Annotated in this window: 22 protein-coding genes; 9 read left to right on the top strand and 13 right to left on the bottom strand. The window is 63.2% G+C overall.

From position 1 onward, the window contains the following. Nucleotides 1-2: 2 nt before the first annotated feature. A complete protein-coding gene (locus K5K89_RS16820; protein ID WP_092250270.1) occupies nt 3-1,109 on the bottom strand; it encodes an efflux RND transporter periplasmic adaptor subunit in 1,107 nt (368 codons plus the stop codon). Between the two features lie 100 nt (nt 1,110-1,209). On the opposite strand from K5K89_RS16820, the gene K5K89_RS16815 reads away from it, so the two are divergent. The 4 genes from K5K89_RS16815 (at nt 1,210) to K5K89_RS16800 (ending at nt 5,577) form a co-directional block, all read left to right on the top strand. Beyond that, nucleotides 1,210-2,415: a multidrug effflux MFS transporter gene (locus tag K5K89_RS16815; RefSeq protein WP_222539844.1), complete on the top strand. Its 1,206-nt coding sequence runs from the start codon at nt 1,210-1,212 to the stop codon at nt 2,413-2,415. Between the two features lie 76 nt (nt 2,416-2,491). Then, nucleotides 2,492-3,352 carry a pirin family protein gene (locus K5K89_RS16810; protein ID WP_071489550.1) on the top strand — a complete coding sequence of 287 codons (861 nt, stop codon included), beginning with the start codon at nt 2,492-2,494 and terminating at the stop codon, nt 3,350-3,352. Nucleotides 3,353-3,420: 68 nt separating this feature from the next. Continuing rightward, entirely contained in the window at nt 3,421-4,866 is a 1,446-nt protein-coding gene (locus K5K89_RS16805) for a mechanosensitive ion channel family protein (protein ID WP_092250268.1), read from the top strand. An 84-nt stretch (nt 4,867-4,950) separates the two neighbouring features. Continuing rightward, nucleotides 4,951-5,577, top strand: a complete 627-nt coding sequence (locus tag K5K89_RS16800; protein ID WP_071489548.1) for a transcriptional regulator — start codon at nt 4,951-4,953, stop codon at nt 5,575-5,577. Here K5K89_RS16800 and K5K89_RS16795 read toward each other — a convergent pair. Further along, nucleotides 5,565-5,945 (bottom strand): RidA family protein, encoded by a 381-nt coding sequence (locus tag K5K89_RS16795; protein ID WP_071489547.1) that lies wholly within the window; start codon nt 5,943-5,945, stop codon nt 5,565-5,567. The two genes, K5K89_RS16800 and K5K89_RS16795, sit on opposite strands and share 13 nt — an antisense overlap. Beyond that, complete coding sequence (locus tag K5K89_RS16790) at nt 5,942-6,907, bottom strand: threo-3-hydroxy-L-aspartate ammonia-lyase (RefSeq protein ID WP_222539843.1); 966 nt, start codon at nt 6,905-6,907, stop codon at nt 5,942-5,944. Before K5K89_RS16790 ends, K5K89_RS16795 begins: the two co-directional genes overlap by 4 nt. Before the next feature lie 113 nt (nt 6,908-7,020). On the opposite strand from K5K89_RS16790, the gene K5K89_RS16785 reads away from it, so the two are divergent. The 3 genes from K5K89_RS16785 (at nt 7,021) to K5K89_RS16775 (ending at nt 9,163) form a co-directional block, all read left to right on the top strand. Beyond that, the gene (locus K5K89_RS16785) at nt 7,021-7,638 is read left to right on the top strand and encodes an LpxA family transferase (RefSeq protein WP_222539842.1); all 618 of its coding nucleotides are present in this window, start codon (nt 7,021-7,023) and stop codon (nt 7,636-7,638) included. A 92-nt stretch (nt 7,639-7,730) separates the two neighbouring features. Further along, nucleotides 7,731-8,249 carry a sigma-70 family RNA polymerase sigma factor gene (locus K5K89_RS16780; protein ID WP_102593273.1) on the top strand — a complete coding sequence of 173 codons (519 nt, stop codon included), beginning with the start codon at nt 7,731-7,733 and terminating at the stop codon, nt 8,247-8,249. Continuing rightward, complete coding sequence (locus K5K89_RS16775) at nt 8,246-9,163, top strand: FecR domain-containing protein (protein ID WP_222539841.1); 918 nt, start codon at nt 8,246-8,248, stop codon at nt 9,161-9,163. The genes K5K89_RS16780 and K5K89_RS16775 overlap by 4 nt, the downstream gene beginning before the upstream one ends. On the opposite strand, the gene K5K89_RS16770 is transcribed toward K5K89_RS16775, so the two are convergent. Genes K5K89_RS16770 through K5K89_RS16760 form a run of 3 tightly spaced genes read right to left on the bottom strand, consistent with a single transcriptional unit; the run spans nt 9,160 to nt 11,661 of the window. Continuing rightward, complete coding sequence (locus tag K5K89_RS16770) at nt 9,160-9,876, bottom strand: ABC transporter ATP-binding protein (protein ID WP_071489542.1); 717 nt, start codon at nt 9,874-9,876, stop codon at nt 9,160-9,162. The two genes, K5K89_RS16775 and K5K89_RS16770, sit on opposite strands and share 4 nt — an antisense overlap. Then, complete coding sequence (locus tag K5K89_RS16765) at nt 9,873-10,694, bottom strand: ABC transporter permease (protein ID WP_222539840.1); 822 nt, start codon at nt 10,692-10,694, stop codon at nt 9,873-9,875. The genes K5K89_RS16770 and K5K89_RS16765 overlap by 4 nt, the downstream gene beginning before the upstream one ends. Nucleotides 10,695-10,704: 10 nt before the next feature. Further along, nucleotides 10,705-11,661, bottom strand: a complete 957-nt coding sequence (locus K5K89_RS16760) for an aliphatic sulfonate ABC transporter substrate-binding protein (RefSeq protein ID WP_222539839.1) — start codon at nt 11,659-11,661, stop codon at nt 10,705-10,707. A gap of 319 nt (nt 11,662-11,980) precedes the next feature. On the opposite strand from K5K89_RS16760, the gene K5K89_RS16755 reads away from it, so the two are divergent. After that, nucleotides 11,981-12,196, top strand: coding sequence for a molybdopterin-binding protein (locus K5K89_RS16755; protein WP_060752785.1), 216 nt, complete (start codon nt 11,981-11,983; stop codon nt 12,194-12,196). Nucleotides 12,197-12,233: 37 nt separating this feature from the next. Here K5K89_RS16755 and K5K89_RS16750 read toward each other — a convergent pair whose 3' ends face one another. From K5K89_RS16750 to K5K89_RS16730, 5 genes are all read right to left on the bottom strand, one after another. Further along, on the bottom strand, nt 12,234-15,584 hold the full coding sequence (locus K5K89_RS16750) for a hypothetical protein (RefSeq protein ID WP_071489539.1): 3,351 nt from the start codon (nt 15,582-15,584) through the stop codon (nt 12,234-12,236). 87 nt (nt 15,585-15,671) lie between these two features. Next, entirely contained in the window at nt 15,672-16,823 is a 1,152-nt protein-coding gene (locus tag K5K89_RS16745) for a MalY/PatB family protein (RefSeq protein WP_071489538.1), read from the bottom strand. A 59-nt stretch (nt 16,824-16,882) separates the two neighbouring features. Continuing rightward, nucleotides 16,883-17,476 carry an FMN-dependent NADH-azoreductase gene (locus tag K5K89_RS16740; RefSeq protein ID WP_071489537.1) on the bottom strand — a complete coding sequence of 198 codons (594 nt, stop codon included), beginning with the start codon at nt 17,474-17,476 and terminating at the stop codon, nt 16,883-16,885. Further along, on the bottom strand, nt 17,473-17,913 hold the full coding sequence (locus tag K5K89_RS16735; protein ID WP_071489536.1) for a GNAT family N-acetyltransferase: 441 nt from the start codon (nt 17,911-17,913) through the stop codon (nt 17,473-17,475). Before K5K89_RS16735 ends, K5K89_RS16740 begins: the two co-directional genes overlap by 4 nt. Further along, the gene (locus K5K89_RS16730) at nt 17,906-18,382 is read right to left on the bottom strand and encodes a carboxymuconolactone decarboxylase family protein (protein WP_071489535.1); all 477 of its coding nucleotides are present in this window, start codon (nt 18,380-18,382) and stop codon (nt 17,906-17,908) included. The genes K5K89_RS16735 and K5K89_RS16730 overlap by 8 nt, the downstream gene beginning before the upstream one ends. A 131-nt stretch (nt 18,383-18,513) precedes the next feature. Between K5K89_RS16730 and K5K89_RS16725 the strand changes: the two genes are divergently transcribed. Then, on the top strand, nt 18,514-19,887 hold the full coding sequence (locus tag K5K89_RS16725) for a PLP-dependent aminotransferase family protein (protein ID WP_222539838.1): 1,374 nt from the start codon (nt 18,514-18,516) through the stop codon (nt 19,885-19,887). Nucleotides 19,888-20,013: 126 nt separating this feature from the next. On the opposite strand, the gene K5K89_RS16720 is transcribed toward K5K89_RS16725, so the two are convergent. Both K5K89_RS16720 and K5K89_RS16715 read right to left on the bottom strand, forming a co-directional pair. Continuing rightward, complete coding sequence (locus tag K5K89_RS16720) at nt 20,014-21,090, bottom strand: nucleoside hydrolase (RefSeq protein WP_222539837.1); 1,077 nt, start codon at nt 21,088-21,090, stop codon at nt 20,014-20,016. A 28-nt stretch (nt 21,091-21,118) separates the two neighbouring features. Next, the gene (locus tag K5K89_RS16715) at nt 21,119-22,429 is read right to left on the bottom strand and encodes an MFS transporter (protein ID WP_071489532.1); all 1,311 of its coding nucleotides are present in this window, start codon (nt 22,427-22,429) and stop codon (nt 21,119-21,121) included. Nucleotides 22,430-22,439 lie beyond the last annotated feature (10 nt).

Raw genomic sequence — 22,439 nt, 5'->3', positions numbered from 1 at the left:
GCTCAGTTGTCCTGTTTGCGGTTGAGGGCCAGTACCTGGGCGGGCAGCAGGCGTACGGCGTCACCGTCGTGCAGCAGGTGCGCACCCAGGGCGACGACGATTTGACCGGGGGTTACACCACTGTCGAGCAGCGCGTCTTCCTGGCCGAGGCTGGCGACTTTCACCGGGGCGAAACTGACCTTGTCGTCTGTGCCGATTACCCAGACACCGGTGCCTTGCCCGGCATCCTGCAAGGCGCCGATGGGCACGCGGGTTTGCTGGGCCTGGCCGTTGCCTTGCAGGCGCACGGTGATGGTCGAGCCGAGGGCGAAGCGATCGACGGCGCCATGCAATACGTAGCGGGCGCGGTAGGTGCGGGTGGTCGGGTCAGCGCTGGCGGACAGTTCGCGCAAGGTGGCGGTCACCGCCTGGTCCGGGGCGCCGAAGGCGAAGGCCAGGGCTTTCTGCGAGGCTTGTTCGCGTTGGTTTTCCGGCAGGTTGACGATAGCTTCACGGGCACCGTCGTGGGCCAGGCGCGCGACGATCTGTCCTTCGGCGACCACCTGGCCGCGGTCTGCCCGCACATCGGTGATGATGCCGTCGCCATCGGCCTTGAGCACCGAGTAGGTGCGGCGGTTTTCGATCTGGCTGGCGTCGGATTGCGCCGCGGCCAGTTCGGCTTCGGCCACGCGCAGGTTGGTCGCCGATTGGTCGAAGATCTGCCGCGACACGGCGCCGGTGCTGGCCAGGCGCTGATAGCGGTTTTCGTCGTCACGGCGTTGGCGCAATTGTGCCTGGGCGGCGCTGACGCGGTTTTTTGCCGAGCGCAGGGCCAGTTCGAAGTCGCCGATATCCAGCACCAGCAGGGTGTCGCCACGGGACACATGCTGGCCGGGGTCGACCTTGCGTTCGATGACCTTGCCGCCGACCCGGAACCCCAGGTCGCTTTCGGTACGCGCCGCGACCACGCCGGTATAGGCGCTTTGCTGGGTGCCGGCCGCTTCGACTTTGGCGGCCAGGACAGGGCGAGGTTGAGGAACTTCGGCGGCGGTGTCGGCCTTGCTGTTGCAGCCATTGAGGACGATCAACAGGGCCAGGGGCGTGAGAAGACGCAGGGGGAGAGGGTGCATGGCGGGCTCCGGGGTAACCATTGGGAAAAAAATTATGGACATAATTTTTTACGCATATTATGGTCGAAATATAAATTAATCCAGCCCCCGGATGCTCCCCATGACAAACGCCCCGCTCCCATCGCGAAGCCTGCTGTTTTTACTGGTGGCCCTGACGGCGCTGGGTGAGGTCTCGACCCAATTGATCATTCCCGGCCTGGGCGCCATCGAGCAGGCGCTGGCGGCGCCGGCGGGTTCGGCACTGATGGCGCTCTCGGCATTTGTCGCCGCTTTCGGCCTTGGGCAACTGTTGTTCGGCCCGCTGTCGGACCGTATCGGCCGGCGCCCGGTGCTGATCGGCGGCCTGGTGCTATACGTGCTGGCAACCTTGTCGATGCTGCTGGTCCACGACATCCACCAGTTCATTGCCGCCCGCGTGCTGCAAGGCCTGGGCGCCTGTGCTGCGCTGGTGCTGGCGCGCACGGTGGTGCGGGATGTGTGGAAGACCGAAGCCGGGCCGGCCCTGGCGCTGACCATGATCGGCATGCTCTACGCCATCGTGGTGGCGCCGATGGTCGGTGGCCTGCTGATCAAGCTGTTCGGCTGGCACGCGCCGATCGTCCTGGCGCTGGCGATTGGCAGCGTGGTGCTGTTGCTGGCGTTACTGTTCTTTCGCGAGAGCAACCACTACCTAGACCCCAAGGCCGGTCACTGGCGTACCCTCGGCGGGCAATACCTGGACCTGCTCAAGGGCCGCCAGTACCGGGCGTTCGCCGTGGCGCTGGCATGTACCTATGGCGCCATGTTTGCGGTGATCGCCGGTTCGTCGGCGGTGTTCATCAACCTGCTGGGCTTCAGCAGCCTGGAGTACGGCATCAATTTCGGCCTGATCGTATCGATGCTGATCGTGGGGTCCACCTATACCCGCCGCAACATCATGCGTCTGGGGCCTCAGCGGATTGTGGCGATGGGCGTGACGATGGTCGCCGCCGGCGGGGTGTCGGCCGTGGTCATTTATGAACTGTTCGGCCTGTCGGTGCTCGGCCTGGACATCCCGATTGCGCTGGTCACCCTGGGCGGTGGCCTGGTGTTGCCGGGTGCGGTGACCGGTGGCGTGATGCCCAATGCGCATCGTGCAGGCCTGGCGGCGGGACTGATGGGGTTTGCGCAGATGTTCGGCGCCACCTGCAGTGGTGTCTTGTTGAGCCAGTTGCGGGACGGCAGTGCCGCGCCGATGGTCATTATCCAGGCCAGCTTCGCGCTGACGGCGTTCGTGGCGTTTCACCTGCTGCGGCAACGTCAGGCCAAGGGATTGTCCTATACGTAGGACGAACAGGGCTGCTTTTGCCGGCTAGTGCTCAACCGCCAGCAGCCTTATGGTGTATGCACTTTGGAGGTACACCATGAAAAAGCTTATCGGCATCTACACCAGCCCCCGCGCCCATTGGGTCGGCGACGGCTTCCCGGTGCGCACGTTGTTTTCCTACGACGCCATGGGCAAGCACATCAGCCCATTCCTGTTGCTGGACCACGCCGGCCCGGCCGATTTCACCCCGACCGAGCAGCGTCGCGGCGTCGGCCAGCACCCCCATCGCGGCTTTGAAACCGTGACCATCGTCTACGACGGCGAAGTCGAACACCGCGATTCCACGGGTGCCGGCGGCACCATCGGCCCCGGCGACGTGCAATGGATGACCGCTGCCAAAGGCATCCTCCACGAAGAGTTCCACTCCGCCGCCTTCGCCCGCCAGGGCGGCGCGCTGGAGATGGTGCAACTGTGGGTCAACCTGCCGGCCAAGGACAAAATGGCCGATGCCGGTTACCAGACGATTGTGGATGGCGACATTCCGGTACTGCCCTTGGCCGACGACGCCGGGCAACTGCGCCTGATTGCCGGTGAGTTTGCCGGCACCCAGGGCCCGGCCCGTACCTTTACGCCGATTGACGTGTGGGACCTGCGCCTGAACCCCGGCAAGCCCGTCACCCTGGACCTGCACGAAGGGCGCAACACCGCCCTGGTGATCCTGCGCGGCACGGTACTGGTCAATGGCGAGCAAGTTGCGCGGCAGGGGCAATTGGCGTTGTTCGAGCGCGAGGGTAGCCAACTGACGCTGGAGTCCAATGATGACGCCAAGGTGCTGCTGCTCAGCGGTGAGCCGATTGACGAGCCGATCGTCGGGCACGGGCCGTTTGTGATGAATACCGAGCAGGAGATTCACCAGGCGTTCGTGGACTTTCAGTCGGGTCGTTTCGGGCAGATGTAAGCACACCCGCTATACCCTGGCGCGGCATTTCATGCGATCTTCACGGCATTCGCCCTGGAGTCGCCTGGATGCCCTCATTTATCGCTGATCACCCGATGCTGTGCGCCCTGGCGCTGATCTTGATCGACATCGCCGTGTGGCGCCTGATTTCCGCCAACCTCGCCAACTGGAAGCTGGCGGCGCGGTTGGTGATCTTCGCGGTGTTCAGCGCGGTGCTGTTCAACGACGGCATGAACCCCATGCAACTGGCACCCTATGCGGACAACACCGCCTTGCACCTGGCCGCCACGGCGTTGCAGATCGGCTGGTGGCTGTTCGCTGCGCGTACGCTGACGGTGTTGCTCGGCACGCTCATGATGCAAAGGGTCGGGCATACCGGCCGCCTGTTGCAGGACCTGATGGGGGCGGTGATCTTCCTGATCGCGATCATTGCCGCCATGGCCTACGTGCTCGACTTGCCGGTCAAGGGTGTGCTCGCCACCTCCGGCGCGGTAGCGATCATTGTCGGCCTGGCGCTGCAAAGTACCTTGAGTGACGTGTTCTCCGGGATCGTCCTCAACACCACCAAGCCTTATCAAATCGATGACTGGATCTCCATCGACGGCACCGAAGGCCGGGTGACGGACATCGATTGGCGCGCCACGCGCCTGCAAACCTCCCAGGGCAGCATGGCGGTGATTCCCAACTCCCTGGCGGCCAAGGCCAAGATCATCAATTTCTCGCGCCCGGCGGACATGTTCGGCCTGGCGGTCAGCCTGCAGGTCAGCCCCCATGCGCGGCCGCAAACGGTGATCGAAGCCCTGGAGCGGGCGATGCAAGGGTGTCGGCCGCTGCTGGGCACGCCGGCGCCAAGTGTGGCGTTCAAGACGTCGGCCAGTGGTGGCGTCGAGTATGAAATCAGCGGATTCGTACCGGCCATGGCCCTCAAGCGCGAAGTGCGCAACCAGCTTTACGACCTGGCTTTCCGGCATTTGCAGGCGGCGGGCGTCGGCGTGCTGTCGGCCACTGAAAGCAGCGCGCCACCGGCCATGTCCGCAGCGCGCGCTTTATTGGAGCGTTCGTCGATTTTTTCCACCCTGCGCCAGGAAGAGAAAGACACCTTCAGCCAGAACATGACCCTGCACACCTATCGCGCCGGCGAGATGATCCTGCCGGCCGGGGAGGTCAGCGATCATTTGTTCATCGTTGAGTCCGGTGTGGTCTCGGTGATGCTGACCAAGGGCGGGCACAAATTCGAAGCCGGGCGCATGGGGCCGGGCGAGGTGATCGGCGAGGCCGGGATCCTGTCGGACCAGGCGACGCTGGCGGATTTCTCGGCCAAGACGTTCTGCACCCTGTACCGCATCGAGAAGGAATACTTGAAGCCGTGCCTGGATGCGCGCCACGACATCGGCGAGGCGATGAAGGCCTTGCTGGATTTCCGTGTGCACGCCGCGCAGGCGCTGACGCAAGAGGCACCGGTGGTGCCTGTCAAGAAAGGCTTTCTGCAGTGGTTGCGCCAGCGTGGTCTCTGACCGCGCACGCCTCGGGTACGGGCGCCACACTGAGGGGCAGGGGGTAAATTGACGCCCTGTCCAGGACTGGATATGTTGTCTTGCATGAAAACCACCTCTCCCGACGATACTCACTTGATCAGCCAGCTCGAACAGATCGCCGAAGGCCTGAGCAAGACCTTCAGCCCCTTCTGCGAAGTGGTCCTGCACGACTTGCGCGACCCCCGGCACTCGATCCTGGCCATCCACAACAACTTGTCCGGGCGTGCACCGGGCGACCCGACCACCGAGCTGGGCCTGGCGCGCATTGCCGACCCCGACTACCCGCAAGTCATCGCCAACTACCAGAACCAGTTCAGCGACGGCCGCCAGGTCAAGAGCACGTCGATCGGCATCAAGGGCGCCGGCGGCGAGTACGTCGCGGCCTTGTGCATGAACGTCGACCTCTCGTTGTTCCGGGGCTTGCAAGGCATGCTCGAACAGTTCGGCTCGGTCAGCGGCGACAAGCTCATCGAGTCCCTGGACCCTTCCGGCGCCGACGTGATCCGTGCGCGCATCGATCAGTTCGCCGCACGCCTGGCCACCACTCCGCGCGCGCTGAAGACGGCCGACCGGCGTGTGCTGATGCAGGAACTCAAGGACTCGGGTTGCCTGGACATCCGCCGGGCCATGGAAACGGTAGCGTCCCATCTGGGCGTGTCGCGTGCGGCGGTCTACACCTACGCCAAGTAGCGCGCCATGGCCTCGATCTCGATCAGGTAACCGTGGTGCAACTCCGGCACCGGCACCACCGCACGGGCAGGGCGGTGCTCGCCCAGCGCGGCAGCATAAAGGCCATCGAAGGCCGGCCAATGCTCGACGCCGGCTACGTACACGGTGACCTTCACCAGGTCCTGCGCGGTTCCGCCGGCGGCGTTGAGGATGGCCAATAGATTATCCAGGGCAATCCGCGCCTGTTCGGCAAATGACGCTGCCAGGTTGTGCCGCCCATCCGGGCTCACCGGCAATTGGCCGGAGATATACAGCGTGTCGCCGTGGCGGATGGCTTGCGAGTAATGGCCGGCAGGCTGTGCCGCATGGGCGGTCTGGATGATGTTCATGAGGCCTCGCAGAGCAGGGCGGCGTACTTCTCGATATCGACGTTGCCACCGGTGACGATAATACCCACGCGCTGGCCCTTGAAACGTTCACCCTCGTTGAGCAACGCGGCCAAACCCAGGCAGCCGGTGGGCTCGACCACCATTTTCATGCGTTGCATAAAGAACTTCATGGCGCCGACCAACTCGGCATCCGACACGGTGAGGATGTCGTTGACCTGGTCGCGGATGATCGGGAAGGTGCAGTTGCCCAGGTGCTGGGTCTGGGCACCATCGGCAATGGTCGCCGGCGTATCGATGTGCACGATGCTGCCGCTGCGGAACGAGCGCTGGCCGTCATTGCCGGCTTCGGGTTCCACGCCGTACAGCTGGCAATCCGGCGCCAGGGCACGGGTCGACAACGCCGTGCCCGAGAGCATGCCGCCACCACCCAAGCCAACGAACAATCCATCCAGCGGGCCGGTGAACTCCAGCAGTTCCTTGGCGGCGGTGCCTTGCCCGGCAAGGATATGCGGGTGGTCGTAGGGCGGGATCAGGGTCAGGCCCTGCTCGGTAGCCAGGTCGCGGCCGATCTGTTCGCGGTCTTCGGTGAAGCGGTCATACAGCACCACACTGGCACCGTAGCCACGGGTCGCCGCGACCTTGGCCGCCGGCGCATCGTTGGGCATCACGATGGTTGCCGGCATGCCCAGCATCTGCGCCGCCAGAGCAATGCCCTGGGCGTGGTTGCCGGACGAGAACGCCACCACCCCGGCCTTGCGCTGCTGTGCATCGAACTGCGACAGGGCATTGAACGCACCCCGGAACTTGAAGGAACCGGCGCGTTGCAGGTTTTCGCACTTGATGAACACTTGGGCGCCGGTCAGTGCGTCGAGGGTGCGCGAGGTGAACACAGGGGTGTGATGGGCGACACCGTCAAGGCGTTGGGCGGCGGCGATGACATCTTGGTAAGTCGGCAATGGCATGGGACAGACCTCATTGACTGATCTGGATAAAATATCCATAAAAAGACAAATAGTAAAGTTTGGTGTGCGCATGTTAGCGTTTTGCACTTCTCTGACCGCCGGAGGATTCAACATTGATCCGCCTCACCGACTATATTTCAGACTTCGCCCAATCTCCTCTTGCACCCTGGGCTGACCTCGCGCCCTGGGCGCTGGCCGCCCAGGCGCCTGCCGTTGTTCGCCAACTCCTGGCCGAATTGCCGACAGACCAGTACGTCATCCAGGATGAGATCGCCATCCACCGTACCGCCACCGTCGAACCGGGTGCGCTGCTCAAGCCACCCCTGATCATCGGCGCCCATTGCTTTATCGCCAGCGGTTCGCTGCTGCGCGGCGGCTGCTGGCTGGAGGAACACTGCATCATCGGCCCGGGTGCCGAGTTGAAGACCTCCTTCATGTTCAGCGGCAGCAAGCTGGCGCACTTCAATTTCGTCGGTGATTCGGTGCTGGGGCACGGCATCAACCTGGAGGCGGGAAGCATCGTCGCCAACTACCGTAACGAGCGTGATGACAAGGAGGTGCGAGTGCGGGTCGACGGCACCTTGCAGCGTACCGGTTGCGACAAGTTTGGCGCGTTGCTCGGCGACCAGTGCCGTATCGGCGCCAATGGGGTGTTGGCGCCGGGTGCGGTGCTCAAGCCGGGGAGTGTGGTGGGGCGTGGTCAGGTGTTCGATGCTGAAGCCTCCCTATAAACACAGTGTTGAAAAGATCATGGTCAGTCAGCGCGATATTAAATAGAATGAATCTCATTTGAGACTCACTCGCGCCGTGCAGGTCGCTTGCCATGAATGATGCTGTTGTTCCGACCCACGCCCCCGAACTGACCTTGTCGAGCCTGTACCGCGACCATCGCAGTTGGCTGGAAAGCTGGCTGCGCCGGCGCCTGGGCAATGCCTGGGATGCTGCCGACCTGAGCCAGGATACGTTCCTGCGCGTACTCGCCAGCGCCCAGCCGATTGCGCAGATGCAGGAGCCGCGTGCTTATCTGGTGACCGTCGGCAAACGCCTGCTGGTCAATTTCCATCAGCGACGCAGCCTTGAGCAGGCCTATTTGAACGCCCTGGCGAGCCTGCCGGAAGCCTGCGTGCCATCGCCCGAACAGCGCTGGCTGGTGCTCGAGACCCTGCAAGCCCTGGACGAGTTGCTCGATGGCTTGCCGGTGCTGGTGCGCCGTGCCTTCCTGTGGAGCCAGCTGGAAGGCCTGGGCTATCGGGACATCGCCGATCGGCTCGAGGTGTCTGAGCGCACGGTCAAACGCTACATGGCCCAGGCCTACGAACATTGCCTGCTGGTGGACCTGTGAGCCGTGACGTCGCCCGCGCCGCTGCCCAATGGCTGGCGCTGCTCGAATCCGGCGCGGCCACCGAGCGTGACTACGCCGCGTTGCAGCACTGGCGAGACAGCCACCCCCAGCACGAGCAGACCTGGCAAAAAGCCCAGACCCTGCGCCAGCGTTTCAGTGACTTGCCCCAGGCCCTGGCAATGGCCAGCCTCGACCGTCCGCAACCGGGGCGGCGCGCGGTGCTCAAGCGTGCATTGGGTATCGCAGCCTTGGTGCCGACGGCCTGGCTGGTCAGCCGCCAGTTGCCCATCGAGGCGTGGCGCGCCGACCTGCACACCGCCACCGGCGAGCGCAGGCGCATGTCCCTGGCCGATGGCGGCAGCTTGCAGCTCAACACGGCGACAGCGGTGGACATGGACCTTGCACAGCGGCGCATCACACTGGTGGACGGTGAGCTGGCGCTGAATGTGCCAGGGCCAGCGGCGATGACGGTGCAGACCCGCTATGGCGAGTTGCGGGTCAGCCAGGCTGAGGTGTGTGTCCGTCAGATGGCCAAGGGTTGTCTGGTGTCGGTGCTCCAGGGCTCGGTTCAGGTACGCGACTTGACCGGGCAAATGGTGTCGTTGCCGGGTGGTCGGCAAGCCTCGCTGCAAGCCGACGGGCTCGGCGCCTGGGCTCCGTTCGATGTGTTGCAACCGGGCTGGCGCGACGGCGTGCTGACCGCACAGAACCAGACACTGGGCGACTTTTTACGGGAGTTGGAACGTTATCGTCCCGGTGTGTTGCGCTGGGATCCGAGCCTGGAAACATTGCGAGTGACCGGCAGTTTTCGCCTGGACGACACTGACCGCATCCTCAACCTGCTGGCCCAGACCCTGGGGCTCGAGGTGCAAGCGCGGACGCGGTACTGGGTGACCTTGCGCAAGATCGCCTAGATCACGTGTGCCTGCTGCAACGCCGTCAGTGACAGCGCCTTCAGTTGCGCCAGCCGCGGATCACGCCGGTCCCTGGGGTGTGGCAATTCCACTGCAAGCGCCTGGCGAATGCTGCTCGGCCGGTTATCCATCACCAGCACCCGATCACTCAAATACAACGCCTCGTCGACATCATGGGTCACCAGCAACAAGGCGATGGCATGGTGTTCGGCCAGTTGCAGCAGCAGGTCCTGCAGCTTCATGCGGGTAAACGCGTCTACCGCGCTGAACGGTTCATCCAGCAGCAATACCTGTGGGCGTGAGTACAAACCGCGTGCGATGGCCACTCGCTGCGCCATGCCGCCGGACAATGCCTTGGGCAACGCCTGGGCAAAGCCCTTGAGGCCGACTTCCTCTATCAGTTGCGTGACCCAGGCCCTGTCGTAATGGTTGTCGTCGCTGAAACCGATGTTCTGTTCCACTGTGAGCCAGGGCATCAGTCGGGGTTCCTGGAACACAAAGGCGACTTCGCCGTCGGGCCTGCGCAGTTCGCCCTGGAAGTCCTGTTCCAGGCCGGCGACGATGCGCAGCAAGGTGCTTTTGCCGCAACCACTGGGGCCCAGCAGGCTCACGGCTTCGCGAGGTTGCAGGGCCAGGCGCACGTCTTTCAGCACGGTGGTGTCGGCGAAGCGCTTGCGCGCTACATGAATATCCAACAACGCTCGCACGCTCATTGCCCTGCTCCCTGGAAGGTATCGCGCCAGGCCAGGCAACGTTTTTCCAGCGCGGCGAGCAGGCCATCGCTGACCTTGCCCAGCAGCGCCAACACGATGATCGCCGCCAGCACGATGTCCGGCCGCGAGGTCTCCCGCCCATCGCTGAGCAGGTAACCCAAGCCTTTGGTGGCCGCGATCAACTCGGCCGCCACCAGAAACATCCACGCCAGGCTCAAGCCGCTGCGCAACCCGGTGAACAGGCCGGGCAGGGCGGCCGGCAACAGGATACGACGCACCAGGCGCCGCCGACTGAAACCGTACATCTGCCCGACTTCCACCAGCTTGCGGTCGATGTCGCGGATGGCCGCCACGCCGTTGAGGTACACCGGGAAAAACGCGCCGATTGCGATCAGTACGATCTTCGAGGTTTCGTCGATGCCCAACCACAGCAGCAACAGCGGCACCCAGGCCAGGCTGGGGATCGAGCGCAAGCCGGCGAAGGTCGGTTCCAGATAGGCCTCGGCTTCACGGCTCAACCCCACCCAGGCGGCAAACACCAACGCCAGGCTGGCACCCATGACGAACCCCAGCACTACCCGGCCGAGGCTGGCGCTGATGTGTTTCCACAGTGCACCTTCGGCCAGGTCGGTGAGGGTCAGCGCAATTTCGCTGGGCGCCGGCATCTGGTAGGACGGCAGCCAGCCCACCCGAACCACTACCTCCAACACCAGCAGGATCAGCACCGGCAACACCAGGCCCTTGAGGCGCCTCGGCCAGGCACTGCGATTGATCGCCAAGGGCGTGGCAAGAGGCACTGCTTGGGTTTTGCTGGTCATCACGTGCTCCTCAGTGGCCGAACGAAGTGTCGATCAACTGGTCGATCACCTGGTCCACATTCACGCCTTTGCGCACCAACTCTTCGGACACCAGGATCGGTGCGGCGGCCTTGGACGACACCACGTCCTTGCTGCTCAAGAACGGCGTGCTCAGGTCGGTACGCGAGAGTTGCAGCCTGGCCACTTCCAACGGCAGGCCGGACTCGTCGGCCAGCAGCCTGGCAAATTCATCCGGGTGCTTGACCGCCCAGCCCCGGGCCTTTTCATAGGCGCCGATGACCTTGGTGATGGTTTGCGGATGAGCCTTGGCGAACTTCTCGGTGACGCTCACCACGCCGTAGCTGTTGAAGTCCTTGTTGCGGTACAGCAGGCGCGAACCAGCCTGGATTTCACTGGCGGCCATGTGCGGGTCGAGACCGGCCCAGGCATCCACGTCACCTTTTTCCAGGGCGGTGCGGCCGTCCGGGTGTTGCAGGTGCACCAGTTCCACGTCGTCCTTTTTCAGCCCGGCCTTTTGCAGGCTGCGCAAGGTGAACAGGTACGGGTCGGTGCCTTTGGTGGCGGCGATTTTCTTGCCCTTGAGGTCGGTGACGCTGTTGAGCGGTGAATCCTTGCGCACCACCAGGGCGGTCCATTCGGCGCGGCTGTAGACGTACACCGATTTGATCGGGCTGCCGTTGGCGCGGCTCAGTACTGCGGACAGGCTGGCGGAAGAAGCGAAATCCACGCCACCACTGTTGAGGTATTCCAGGGACCGGTTACTGCCCTGGCTCAATAACCAGCCCACTTTGGAGTCCGGCAAGGCTTGTTCGAGCCAGCCGAAATGCTTGAGCACCAGGCTGACAGGCGAGTAGTAGGCGTAGTCCAGGTTGACTTCGGCTGGATCGGTTTCGGTGGCGTGGGCCAGCGGTTGCAGGCACAGGGCAAGGGCGCAGGCGCCTAATAGACGTTGGGTGAAGGGGGTCATGGAACAGCTCCGGCAAGGCGTTGAGAGAAGGCTTTTCTTATATTCAGAAAAATAAAACTGCATGCTCCATCATGCTTTTAAAGAATATGCAGTCTCTGTGCCATTGGCTTCGGACGCGTAATCACGGGGGCTTCGAGGGGGAAGGGCTGTGGTGGGAGAGGGCAAACTGTTGATCAGCTGTTTATGGTGCAACAGCTTTTATATATCAATAAAGAATAAATAAAGAGATATATATTCCTTTTAATATCTTCGTCGATGGCGCATTTTGAGGGCCTGCGCATTCGTGCGGATTGACCCAACAGCCTGAAGGAAAGCCGACATGACCATTAAAGCCATCAATGTGCGCAACCAGTTCAAGGGCGTGATCAAGGAAATCCTGCAAGGGGAAGTGGTGTCGGAAATCGACGTGCAGACCGCGTCCGGCATCGTCACATCGGTGATCACCACCCGTTCGGTGCGTGATCTGGAATTGAAAGTGGGCAGTGAAGTGATTGCCTTTGTGAAGTCCACCGAAGTGTCCATCGCCAAGTTGTAAATGACAGCCCCCGCACTCAGGCGGGGGCTGGCATGACTCAAGCGATCTTCGGTCCACTGCCACCCGGTGGATGCGGCTGCGGTCTCTCCGGCGGCGCATCCGTCGGCAGGCTCTTGGGTTTCTCGTTCGGGTCCTTGTAGCCCTTGTGCAAGCCGCCATCCAGGCGGTTGCTCGACGAGCCGCCTTTTTGTGGCGTCTGGTCGAAGTGTTCCCACTCCGATTGCTGGAAGCGGAAGATGCTATCGTCGGTCGGCGCGTCACGGCCACCGTAATGGTGGATTTCGTAGTGGGCGTATTCGACCTTGTCGGCCCAGTTGTCCTGCAACAGACCGTCGCCCGCCAGGTCGCGGTACCAGTCGTTTTCCTTCTCGGTGGCCTTCTGCTTTTTGTTGTGGTCGACAAAGTAGCCGATGATCCCGCCGACCACCGCCAGCACCACACCCACCAGGAACAACGGCCCGGTCAACGCCGCCGCCGTGCCCGCGCCAAACAGCGCCGCAGCCCCCAGTACCCCGGCCGATGCACCGAACGCACCGCCGGCCACTTGCAGGCCGCCGGCCGCCTGGGCCAAGGGGTCTTTGTCCTTCACGCCGCTCTTGATCGCCAGTGCGCCCAGTACGATGTCGGCAAAACCGCCGGCAATGTCCGTGGCCGGGCCCAGCACCTTGATCACGGAACCGGCGATCTTTGCCGATTTGGACGCGCCGAGCTTGGCCGCGCCCGCAGCGGCCAGGCCGTCATCCAGGTGGGTGGCCAGGCCTTCGGTGGCTTCGGTGACGGCCTTGTCGCCCTCGCCGAACATCTTGGCGATGCCGTCGTACTGGCTGTCCGGCACCGCATCGAGGGCCGTGGCGATCTTGGCTTTGACATCCGAGGGCAGTTCGCTGACGCGGAATTCGAAGTTCGGCTCCTGCATGCCGGTCTTGCCCCAGATCTCCGGCAGGGTCTTGTCCAGCCCGAGGAAATCCACCAGGCCGCCTTTGCCCAGGCTCTCGCCGATCTTGTCGCCCAGGCGCACAAAGTGGCTGGAGCCGCCGGCAAAACTCAGGAAGTCCTTGGCGATGGTCATGCGTTGCGCTGGGGTTTCGCCGAGCTTGCCGCCTTTGCCCACCAGTTGGTAAATCCCGGAAAACAGGCTCACACCGGCGCCCAGTGAACCGAGGATGCCTTTGCTGTTGAGGGTGTTGAACACCTCGCCGAGCATGCCGCGATCGGCCACCGGGATGTAGGGTTTGCTCAGGGCGGTTTTCAGGTCGGCTTCGCTGATCACGCCGTTTTTCTGATACACGGCGCCCAGCTCTTCCAGGGCCTTGGTGACGGCGGCAGATTTTTCCTTGCCTTGCAGGCCTTCGTTGAGGAATTTCTCCAGGGTTTCCTGGGTGCGGCGCGGCAAGTCCAGCACGTTGCCCTTGAGCACGCCTTTGAGCAGGCCGAACAGGTCCTTGGTCGCCAGCTCCTTGTTCTCGTCGGAGATTTTGCTCGGGTCCGACAGAATGGCATTCAGGTCGGTGGTCAAGCCGTCCGCCTGGATGTTCTGCGCGGCTTTGCTGGCGGCCGCCGGGTCGAACAGCGACAGCGACGTCAGGGTGTCGCTGAGGTCTTTCTGCGCCTCGTAGGTCTTGCCCTGGCTTTGCAGGTCTTTGAGGTACAGCACGTAGTCCGGGTTGGAGGTGAGGTCCAGCAGCTTCTGTTTGATCTCGTCCTTGTTCGGCAGCTTGTTGATCGCCTCGTCCATCTTCGACTTGTAGTCGGCCTGCACGGTGGGGTCGTTGAACAGTTCGCCGATCTGCTTCTGCACGGCCTTGCCGTCGATGATGTCGTGCATGTCGGCCGAGGTCAGCTCGGTCTGCTTGTCATCGAACTCGCGCCAAGTCGTGCCGAATGGACGCTTGGCTTCCTCGTAGCCGGTGATGCCATGGCCGTTCTGGTACGCGGCTTGCGCTTCGAGGGCCCGGACCAGCTTCGCACGCGGGTCGTCCTTGGGGATCGAGCCGTTCTTCACACCTTCGCGGTAGGTGTCGATCAGTTGCGTGGTGGCCAGCTCGCTGACGCTGAGGGTCGGCGATTTATCGTCCTTTTCATCGGCGTGCACGCCGGTGTCCAGGTTCAGCACATCCAGGTCGTCGGCCTTGGGCAGGTTGTGCTTGGCGCGGGTGTCGTCCACCGAGCTGGCGCTCCAGGCTTCCCACTTGGCCGCCACGTCGTCGTAGAGCTGCGGGCTGAGCTCCTTGGAGACGATCACCTTGCCTTCGCTGGTTTCATAGCGGATCAGGCCGTCGCCCAGTTCATCCGGGGAGCCGAAGGTGATATCGGTGTTTTTCAGGAAGTCATTCGGCCCGGCCAGCTTGTAGCCTTCGCCCTCGCTGGTGTGGATCTTGGCCCAGGTGTCATTGGCGGTGGCGACGCTCTTGAACAGCTCGGGGCTGACGTCGGACGACACCACCACCTTGGTGCCGTCATGCAGCTCGTAGGTGAGGATGTGGTCTTTCTGGTCGTTGTTCCAACTGAAGTTCTTGTAGTCGTTCAGGCCCGGCAACGGGGTGTTGGCATCGGCCAGTACCGCGCCGTTGTTCAGTTCGCCTTCCACCACGGCTTTCTTGCCGGGGTCGGTGTAGACCGCGTGCAGGCCTGCCAGGTAGTCGAACAGCTTGGGGTTGTCGTCGCGGGCCACCACCATTTTCTGGCCGTTGCTTTCAAAGCGGATCAGGCCCGGGCCGACTTCATCCACAGGGCCCACCGTGGTGCCCGCGTAGGGCGGCCACACTTCATTGTCGCTGGCGCGCTTGTACCCGGCGTCTTCACTGCTGGACAGGCCGGTAAAGCTGGCATAGGCGTCCTTGGCTTTCTGGAAGGCTTCGGGGTTGTCACGCTGGCTGATGACGACCTTGGTGCCGTCTTGGGTCTCGTAGCGGATCACACCCGGTCCGGTTTCATCCGGTGGGCCGAGGGATTTGTAATCGGCGAGTTTGCCCGGCGCAGTGCCGTCGGCGCCGAGGCTCTGGTAGCCGGCATTCTGGCTGGCGACCACGCCGGTCAGTGCCTTGAAATCCTGGCTGACCTGCTTGAACAGCTCGGGGCTGTCCTGTTCGCTGACGATGACTTTCTTGCCGTCCTGGGTTTCATAACGGATCAACCCGGGGCCGACTTCATCGGGCGGGCCGATGGCCTTGTAGTCGGCCAACGTCTCTGGCGGCGTGGCATCCTTGGCGGCCAGCTCATAGCCGTCTTTTTTACTGGCCTCCAGCCCCGATGGTGTCTTGTCCTGGGCCTCGACCTTCTTGTTGTTGGCGCTTTGCTTGAGCAACGCATGGAACTGCGCGCCGGACTTGGGCGGCGTGCGGGGGAGGACTTTGGGGTCGGACGAGCGATCGAGGGGCTGGGTCGTCATGCCATGAAACTCCTGCTGTTACCGGTGGGGCGTATCGGCAAAAACAGTAACAGCAGGCGTTCGGCACGCGTTGCGAAAAATTGTGAATTAGGCTTGGCGGTGACGCAGGGCGCGCTCCATGCGCTGCAAGCCTTCCTCCAGCATCGCCCGTGGGCAGCCGAAGTTAAGGCGCACGAATTGCTGGCTGTCGTCACCGAATTCGATCCCTGCGCTCAAGCCAACCTTGGCCTGTTCCAGGAAGAACTGCTGCGGGTCATCCAGGCCCAGGGCGCTGCAATCCAGCCAGGCCAGGAAGGTGCCTTGCGGCGCATGCATGACCACGCCGGGCAGGCGGGTCTGCACGGCGTCGAGCAGGTAGTCGCGGTTGGCTTGCAGGTACTGCACCAAGGCATCGAGCCAGTCGGCGCATTCGCTGTAGGCGGCGCGGGTGGCTTCCAGGCCCAGGGGGCTGACGCTGTCGACCATGCCGCAACGGGCCTGGTTGAAACGCTCGCGGATCTCGGCGTTCTGCACCACGGCAAAGCAGGTCTTCAGGCCGGCGACGTTATAGGCCTTGCTCGCCGACATCAGCGTGATGGTGCGCTGGGCAATCTCGGGGCTGAGGCTGGCGGTGGGGATATGGCGGCGACCGTCGAAGCACAGCTCGGCGTGGATTTCGTCGGAGATGATCAGCGCACCCTGTTCCAGGCAGGCATTGGCCACGGCCAGCAGTTCATCGCGAGGGAAGACTTTGCCCATGGGGTTGTGCGGGTTGCTCAACAACAGCGCGCCGGCGCCGGTCAGTGCCTGGCGCATTGCTGGCAGTGGCGTGAGGTATTCGCCGTTGACCAACTCGAACGGCACTTCGATGCGCGGCAGGTTCCAGTGCCCCGGCGCGAGGCGGATCGGCCGGTAGTTGGGGGTTTGCAGCACCACCGGCTGGCCCGGCTCTACAAATGCATGCAGCGCCATATTGAAACCCGGCTCCACACCCGGCAAAAACAGCAACTCATCCGGCTGCACGCGCCAGGCGTACTTGTTCCACAGGTCGGCAATGATCGCCTCGCGCACATCCGGCCCCGCGACGCTGTAGCCCAGCACCTGTTGGTCGAGGCGTGCGTGCAGGGCCTTCAGCACGGCGGGTGGGGCGGCGATGTCCATGTCGGCGATCCACATCGGCAAAACGTCTTGCGGGTAGCGGTTCCACTTGGTGCTGCCGGTGCCGAGGCGTGGGTGGATCGTGTCGAAATCAAAGCTCATGGGGGGCTCGTATCAGGGCGTCAGGCGCAGGAATGGCGCTGATTCTAGCGCCATTATTTTTATAGGCCAGAGCTGATTGCGAGCGACAGTTGCCGATGGGCCTGTTCCAGCGCGCGATTGACCGCTTCTTCACCGCGCACCATGGCCGGCAGGTATACAAAATCTACCGACTCAATACCCACCGTCGCCAGGATCGCGGTCATGTACGGGGTAAGGAAGTCCGGTTCATGGCCTTTGCGGGCGTTACCCGAGCTGACCAGCACAAAGGTGCGCCGGTCCTCCAGCAAGCCGACCTTGGCCAATTGCGCATTCACCGTAAAGCTGCGCTGGATGCGCACCACGTGGTCGATCCAGGCCTTGAGCGCCGCCGGCACGGTGAAATTGTGCACCGGGGTGCACAGGATCAGCAGGTCGCAGGCTTCCAGTTCCACGATCAACTGTTCCGAGAGTGCCGTCGCCTTGCCGCTCAAGCCCCCCGCTGTGGTGAGTGCGTTGGCATATTCACGGGTCAGCGGCGGCAGCGCCTGGCCGCCGTAGTCACGCTCGGTCACCGTGGCGTGCGGCACCAGGTCGCGCAACAGGGCACGGGCCAGTTTGAAAGTCTGCGCGGCTTTACCGTGGGGGCTGAAACCGAGGAGCAGGGCACGGGTCATTGGCTGAGGTCCTGGGAAAAGTGCATGCCCAGGGGCAACAGGCCCTGGCGGAAATAGAAACGTTGGGCCAGGGCCATGTGCATGCCGGTGTCCAGCACCAGCCAGCGATAGCCGTGGGTGCGGGTTTCGTCACGCACGTGGTCAAGCAGTCGTTCACCGAGGCGGCGCCGCTGCAACGTGGTGTCTACCACCAGGTCATCGACGTAGATAAAGCGGCCATACAGGGTGTTCTCGGTCAACCGGTAGCCGGCCAGGCCGATCACCTGGCCGTGTTCCCGCGCGGCGAGCAGGCGATAGCCGTTTTGCCGTTGGCGCTGGACTTGCTCGGCGAACGCCTTGGCGTCGGTGAGGTGCGGGCGCAGCTGCTGCATCACTGCAAAGCTGGCGACGCAATCGGCCTCGGTTTCCATCTGGACGAACTCGACGTGTTCATTCATGGCCGTGGTTCTCCAGGTGAGCCTTGATTGCCGCCGGCACTTTGCGAAAGCTGATGGCGACACGATTGAGGGCGTTCATCAAGCCGATGGCCAGGGTCAGGTCGGCGACTTCCTTGTCGCTGAACACCGCCGCGACCTGTGCGTAATCCGCATCCGGCACCTGGGTTTGCGCGACCGGCGTCACCACTTCGGCCCAGGCCAGGGCGGCCTGCTCACGCGGGGTGTACAGCGGCAGACCCTCGCGCCAGGCGGCCAGCAGCATGATTTTTTCCAGGCTTACGCCCAGCTTGAGCAGGTCGCGGGAATGGCTATCCAGGCAATAGGCGCAGCCGTTGAGTTGCGAGACCCGCAGGTACACCAAGTCGATCAGTTCTTTTTCCAAGCCGCAGCCGTGGATATAGCTGTGCACCGAGCCCAGGGCTTTATAACCGGCGGGGGCGGCCAGGGCGTAGTCGAGACGGTGTTTCATGGGCGATCCTTATTGCGGTGAAGAGATGCGCCATTTTCGTGGCTGGCCGGGTGGCCTGACAGGGGCATGATTGGACAAGTGGGTTGGGACATGATCAGACTTCGACCTGTCTTCCCGCCGAGCCACTTGCGATGTCGTCACTGCCCAAATACCAGGAAATCTACCGGCGTTTTCGCCAGGCCATCGACCAGGGCCAATTGCGCGCCGGCGAGCGCGTGCCCTCGGTGCGGGCGCTGGCCCAGGAGCTCAAGGTGGCGCGGGGCACGGTGGAGGCGGCGTATCAACTGCTGGTCAGCGAAGGTTTCTTCGAGGCGCGCGGGCAAGCGGGAACCGTGATTGCCGAGGCGCTGCCGCAGGTGTCGGTGAAACCCATGCCGGTTGCGCTGCCGGTGACTTCAGGCCCTCGGCCGTTGCAAATGGGCCTGCCCGCCCTGGATGCGTTCCCCCGCAAATTGTGGGCGCGCCTGGTGACCCAGCAAGTGCGCCGCACCGATGCGGACAGCCTGGCGATGGGCGACGTGCGCGGCACCCAGGCGCTGCGTGTGGCGATTGCCAGCTACCTGGCGTTGTATCGCGGCGTGGAGTGCACGCCCCAGCAGGTGGTTGTGTGTGCCGGGTATGCGGGTGGCCTCACCCTGGTCTGCGAAACGCTGGCGATGGCGGGGCAGCGCTGCTGGTTCGAAGACCCCGGGTACTTGCATGCGCGGCAGTTGTTGAGGCATCGCGGTGTGGAACTGGTGCCGGTGCCGGTGGATCGCGATGGGCTGGATGTCGCGCAGGGCATTGCACGGGGGCGTGGGGCGCGACTGGCGATAGTCACCCCGGCGCACCAGAGCCCCTTGGGTGTGGCGTTGAGCCCGCTGCGTCGGCAGGCCTTGCTGGAATGGGCGCGAGAGCAGGGCAGTTGGGTGGTAGAGGATGACTATGACAGTGAATTTCGCTATCGCGGGCAGCCTTTGGCGGCGCTCAAGAGCCAGGATACGGATGACCGAGTGATCTATGCCGGAAGTTTCAGCAAGATGCTGTTCCCGGGGTTGCGCTTGGGGTATCTGGTGGTGCCTGTGTCGTTGGTGTCAGCGTTTGAGCGTGCGGCCGAGGCGTTGCAGCAGCGTGGGGCGCAGCTGTTGCAATTGACGGCGGCGGATTTTCTCGAGCAGGGGCATTTCACCCGGCATTTGAAGAAGATGCGCCAGTTGTATGCGCAGCGCAGGGCATATCTGGTGGAGGCGTTGCGCGTGCATTGTGCGGGGTATCTGCGGGTGGATGAGCAGGCGGGCGGGATTAATTTGCTGGCGCGGTTGGTGGTGGATGTGCCGGACCTTGTCGTGGCTGAGGCCGCTGGTAGAGCGGGGTTGGCCGTGCAGGCACTGTCTTCCTGGACGCTTGAGGCTGGGCGGGGGCAGGGGGTGTTGATGGGGTTTACCAATGTGGCGTCTATGTCGGATGCGGTGGGGATTGTAGTGGTTTTGCGTGAGGTGATTGATGGGTGCATATCCGTTATTTAGGTAATGGCGGCTTATGGTTCCACTCTTGGCACCAGCCCTTTCAAGGTCTTCAGGTAGAACCGACGATATATACCCTGTGGCAAGCCCGCTCGCCACAGGTGCAGTGTTCGTCTTTGCGCTGGCCGGTCAGTGCTTGACCGGCGTCGGCAGGGTCACGAGGTTGACGTAGCCATCCCAGAATTTTTTCTGGTCGACACCGAACACCACCTTGGCCTTCTGCGTGCCTACCGGGGCACCTTTGGCGTAGCCCAGTGCGCGGCCGTAGTCGGCGCCGAACGTGGCGTCCACATCCACCCACAGGTCGCGGGACTCGGTGACGATCCCGGGGTTGACCAGGTACAGCGCCGGCAAGCTGTCCCAGGTAAAGCTGTGGTAGCTCGGGTCCTTGTCGAACAGCGGGCCGAATTCATGCTTGTACAGGTCGGCAATCGGGCCTTTCTGGGCGATCACGCGCTGGTACACCGCCTTGTCGAAGGTGACTTTCTCGCACACATCGTTGGGGAAAATCACGTGCTCGATGGGTGAGCGCAACACGATCTTTGCCGCCTCCGGGTCGAACCACCAGTTGAACTCCGCTGCCGGCGTAGTGTTGCCCGGAATCTCCAGGGCGCCACCCATGTACACGATGCGCCTGATCAGCGGCACGATATCCGGCGCCGAGCGAATCGCCAGGGCGACGTTGGTCAGCGGGCCGACCGCCAGGATCGTCACCTGGTGCGGGTTGGCGCGCACGCTGTCGACGATGAACTGCGCGGCGGTTTCCTTGCGCAATGGGGTGTGGGTGGCCAGGCCGTCCGGTGGTGCGACCAACTGCGAAGGCGACGAAGGGCGAGGGTGTTTGAACGCCCCCGGCCAGCCGGCGCCGAACAGCGCCTGTTGCGCATCAAAGGTGGCGTAGTCGTGCAGCAGCGGGTAGGCGGCACCGGAGTAGACGCCCACCTCTTTCTCCACGCCCATGCGTTCCACGGCCTTGAGGGCGTCGACCTGTTCCTGGTCGACCCAGGCATTGCCGCTGACCAGGGTCATGCCCAGCAGCTCGATGCGTTTTTGCGCATGCAACTGGGCGAGCATGATGAAGGCCTGGCCGTCATCGTTGAGCACATTGAAGTCGGTGTCGAAGATGACCTTTTCCGCCGCCTGCGCGGTGCCGGCACACAGGCCGACCGCCACAAGCAACGCACAGCGTTTCAAGAAGCCTTGCATGGTGTTTCATCCGGAATAATTGGGGTTATCAACGGTTCACCAGTTTCGCCGGCAAGGCGATGACCAGGAAGCTGCTGAGAATCAGGCAGCCGGCGAAAAACCACAAGGCACCCGCACTGCTGCCTGTGACGTCAATCGCAACGCCCATCAACGAGTTGCTCACCAGACCGGCAATATTCGCCACCGAACAGGCCAGGGCAAAGCCGGTGGCCGCCGCGGTGCCTTTGAGGAACGTCGCCGGCAGGCTGAAAAACACCGGCACCGCGCCGATGATCGCCGCCGAGGCAATCGCGAACAGCGCCACGGTGGCCGCTACGTTATGGGTGAAGAAGGTGCTGGTGGCCATCGCCGCCGCGCCGATGAAAAACGGCACGATGATGTGCCAGCGGCGTTCGCGGTGTTTGTCGGAACTGGCGCCGATCAACAGCATGCCGAGCAGGGCGGCGACGCTCGGCAAGGCGGTGAGCACACCGATATGGAAGGTGTCGGTGACCCCGGCGTTGCGGATGAATGTCGGCATCCAGAAACCCATGGCGTAGGCGCTGAGCAGGATCGAGAAGTCGATACCGCCGAGCATCCACACCTTGAGGTTGAAGAACCCGTCGCGGAAGCTGTGCTTGCTGGCGGTGCCATCGGCGTCGTCCTTGTGCAGTTCGGTTTCCAGCAGGGCCTTTTCCTCGTCCGACAGCCATTTGGCTTGCTGGTAGGTGTTGGGCAGCGCCCAGAAGGTCAGTACGCCGAGCAATACGCTGGGCACCGCCTCGATCAGGAACAGCCACTGCCAGCCGCGCAGACCGCCGATGTGGTCGAAATGGCCCATGATCCAGCCGGACAGCGGGCCGCCGATCACGCTGGACAGCGGCAGGCCGATCATGAACAGCGCGATGATGCGCCCCCGTCGGTGGGTGGGGAACCAGGTGGTCAGGTAGTACAGCACGCCCGGCAGAAAGCCCGCTTCGGCCGCGCCGAGCAGAAAGCGCAGGATGTAGAACTGGGTGGTGGAGGTGACCAGCATGGTGCAGGCCGAGAGCAGGCCCCAGGTGATCATGATGCGCGCGATCCAGATCTTCGCGCCGACCCGTTCCAGCACCAGGTTGCTTGGCACTTCAAAGATGATGTAGCCGACAAAGAACAGGCCGGCACCGAGGCCGAACGCGGTTTCGCTGAACTGCAACTGGTCGAGCATTTGCAATTTGGCGAAACCGATATTGATCCGGTCCAGATAGGCGGCCAGATAACAGAAGCACAGGAACGGAATCAGTTTCCAGGTGATCTTGTGGTAAAGCGTGTTGACGGGATCGGCGACCGTGGTCGCCGGCGCTGCATTCGCAATGGGCATGGGGTGTCTC

The sequence above is a fragment of the Pseudomonas sp. DR208 genome, assembly GCF_019823005.1.
Classification (GTDB): Bacteria; Pseudomonadota; Gammaproteobacteria; order Pseudomonadales; family Pseudomonadaceae; genus Aquipseudomonas; species Aquipseudomonas extremorientalis.
Note: the sequence above shows the minus strand (reverse complement) of the source record. Positions and strands in the feature narration are given on the sequence as shown.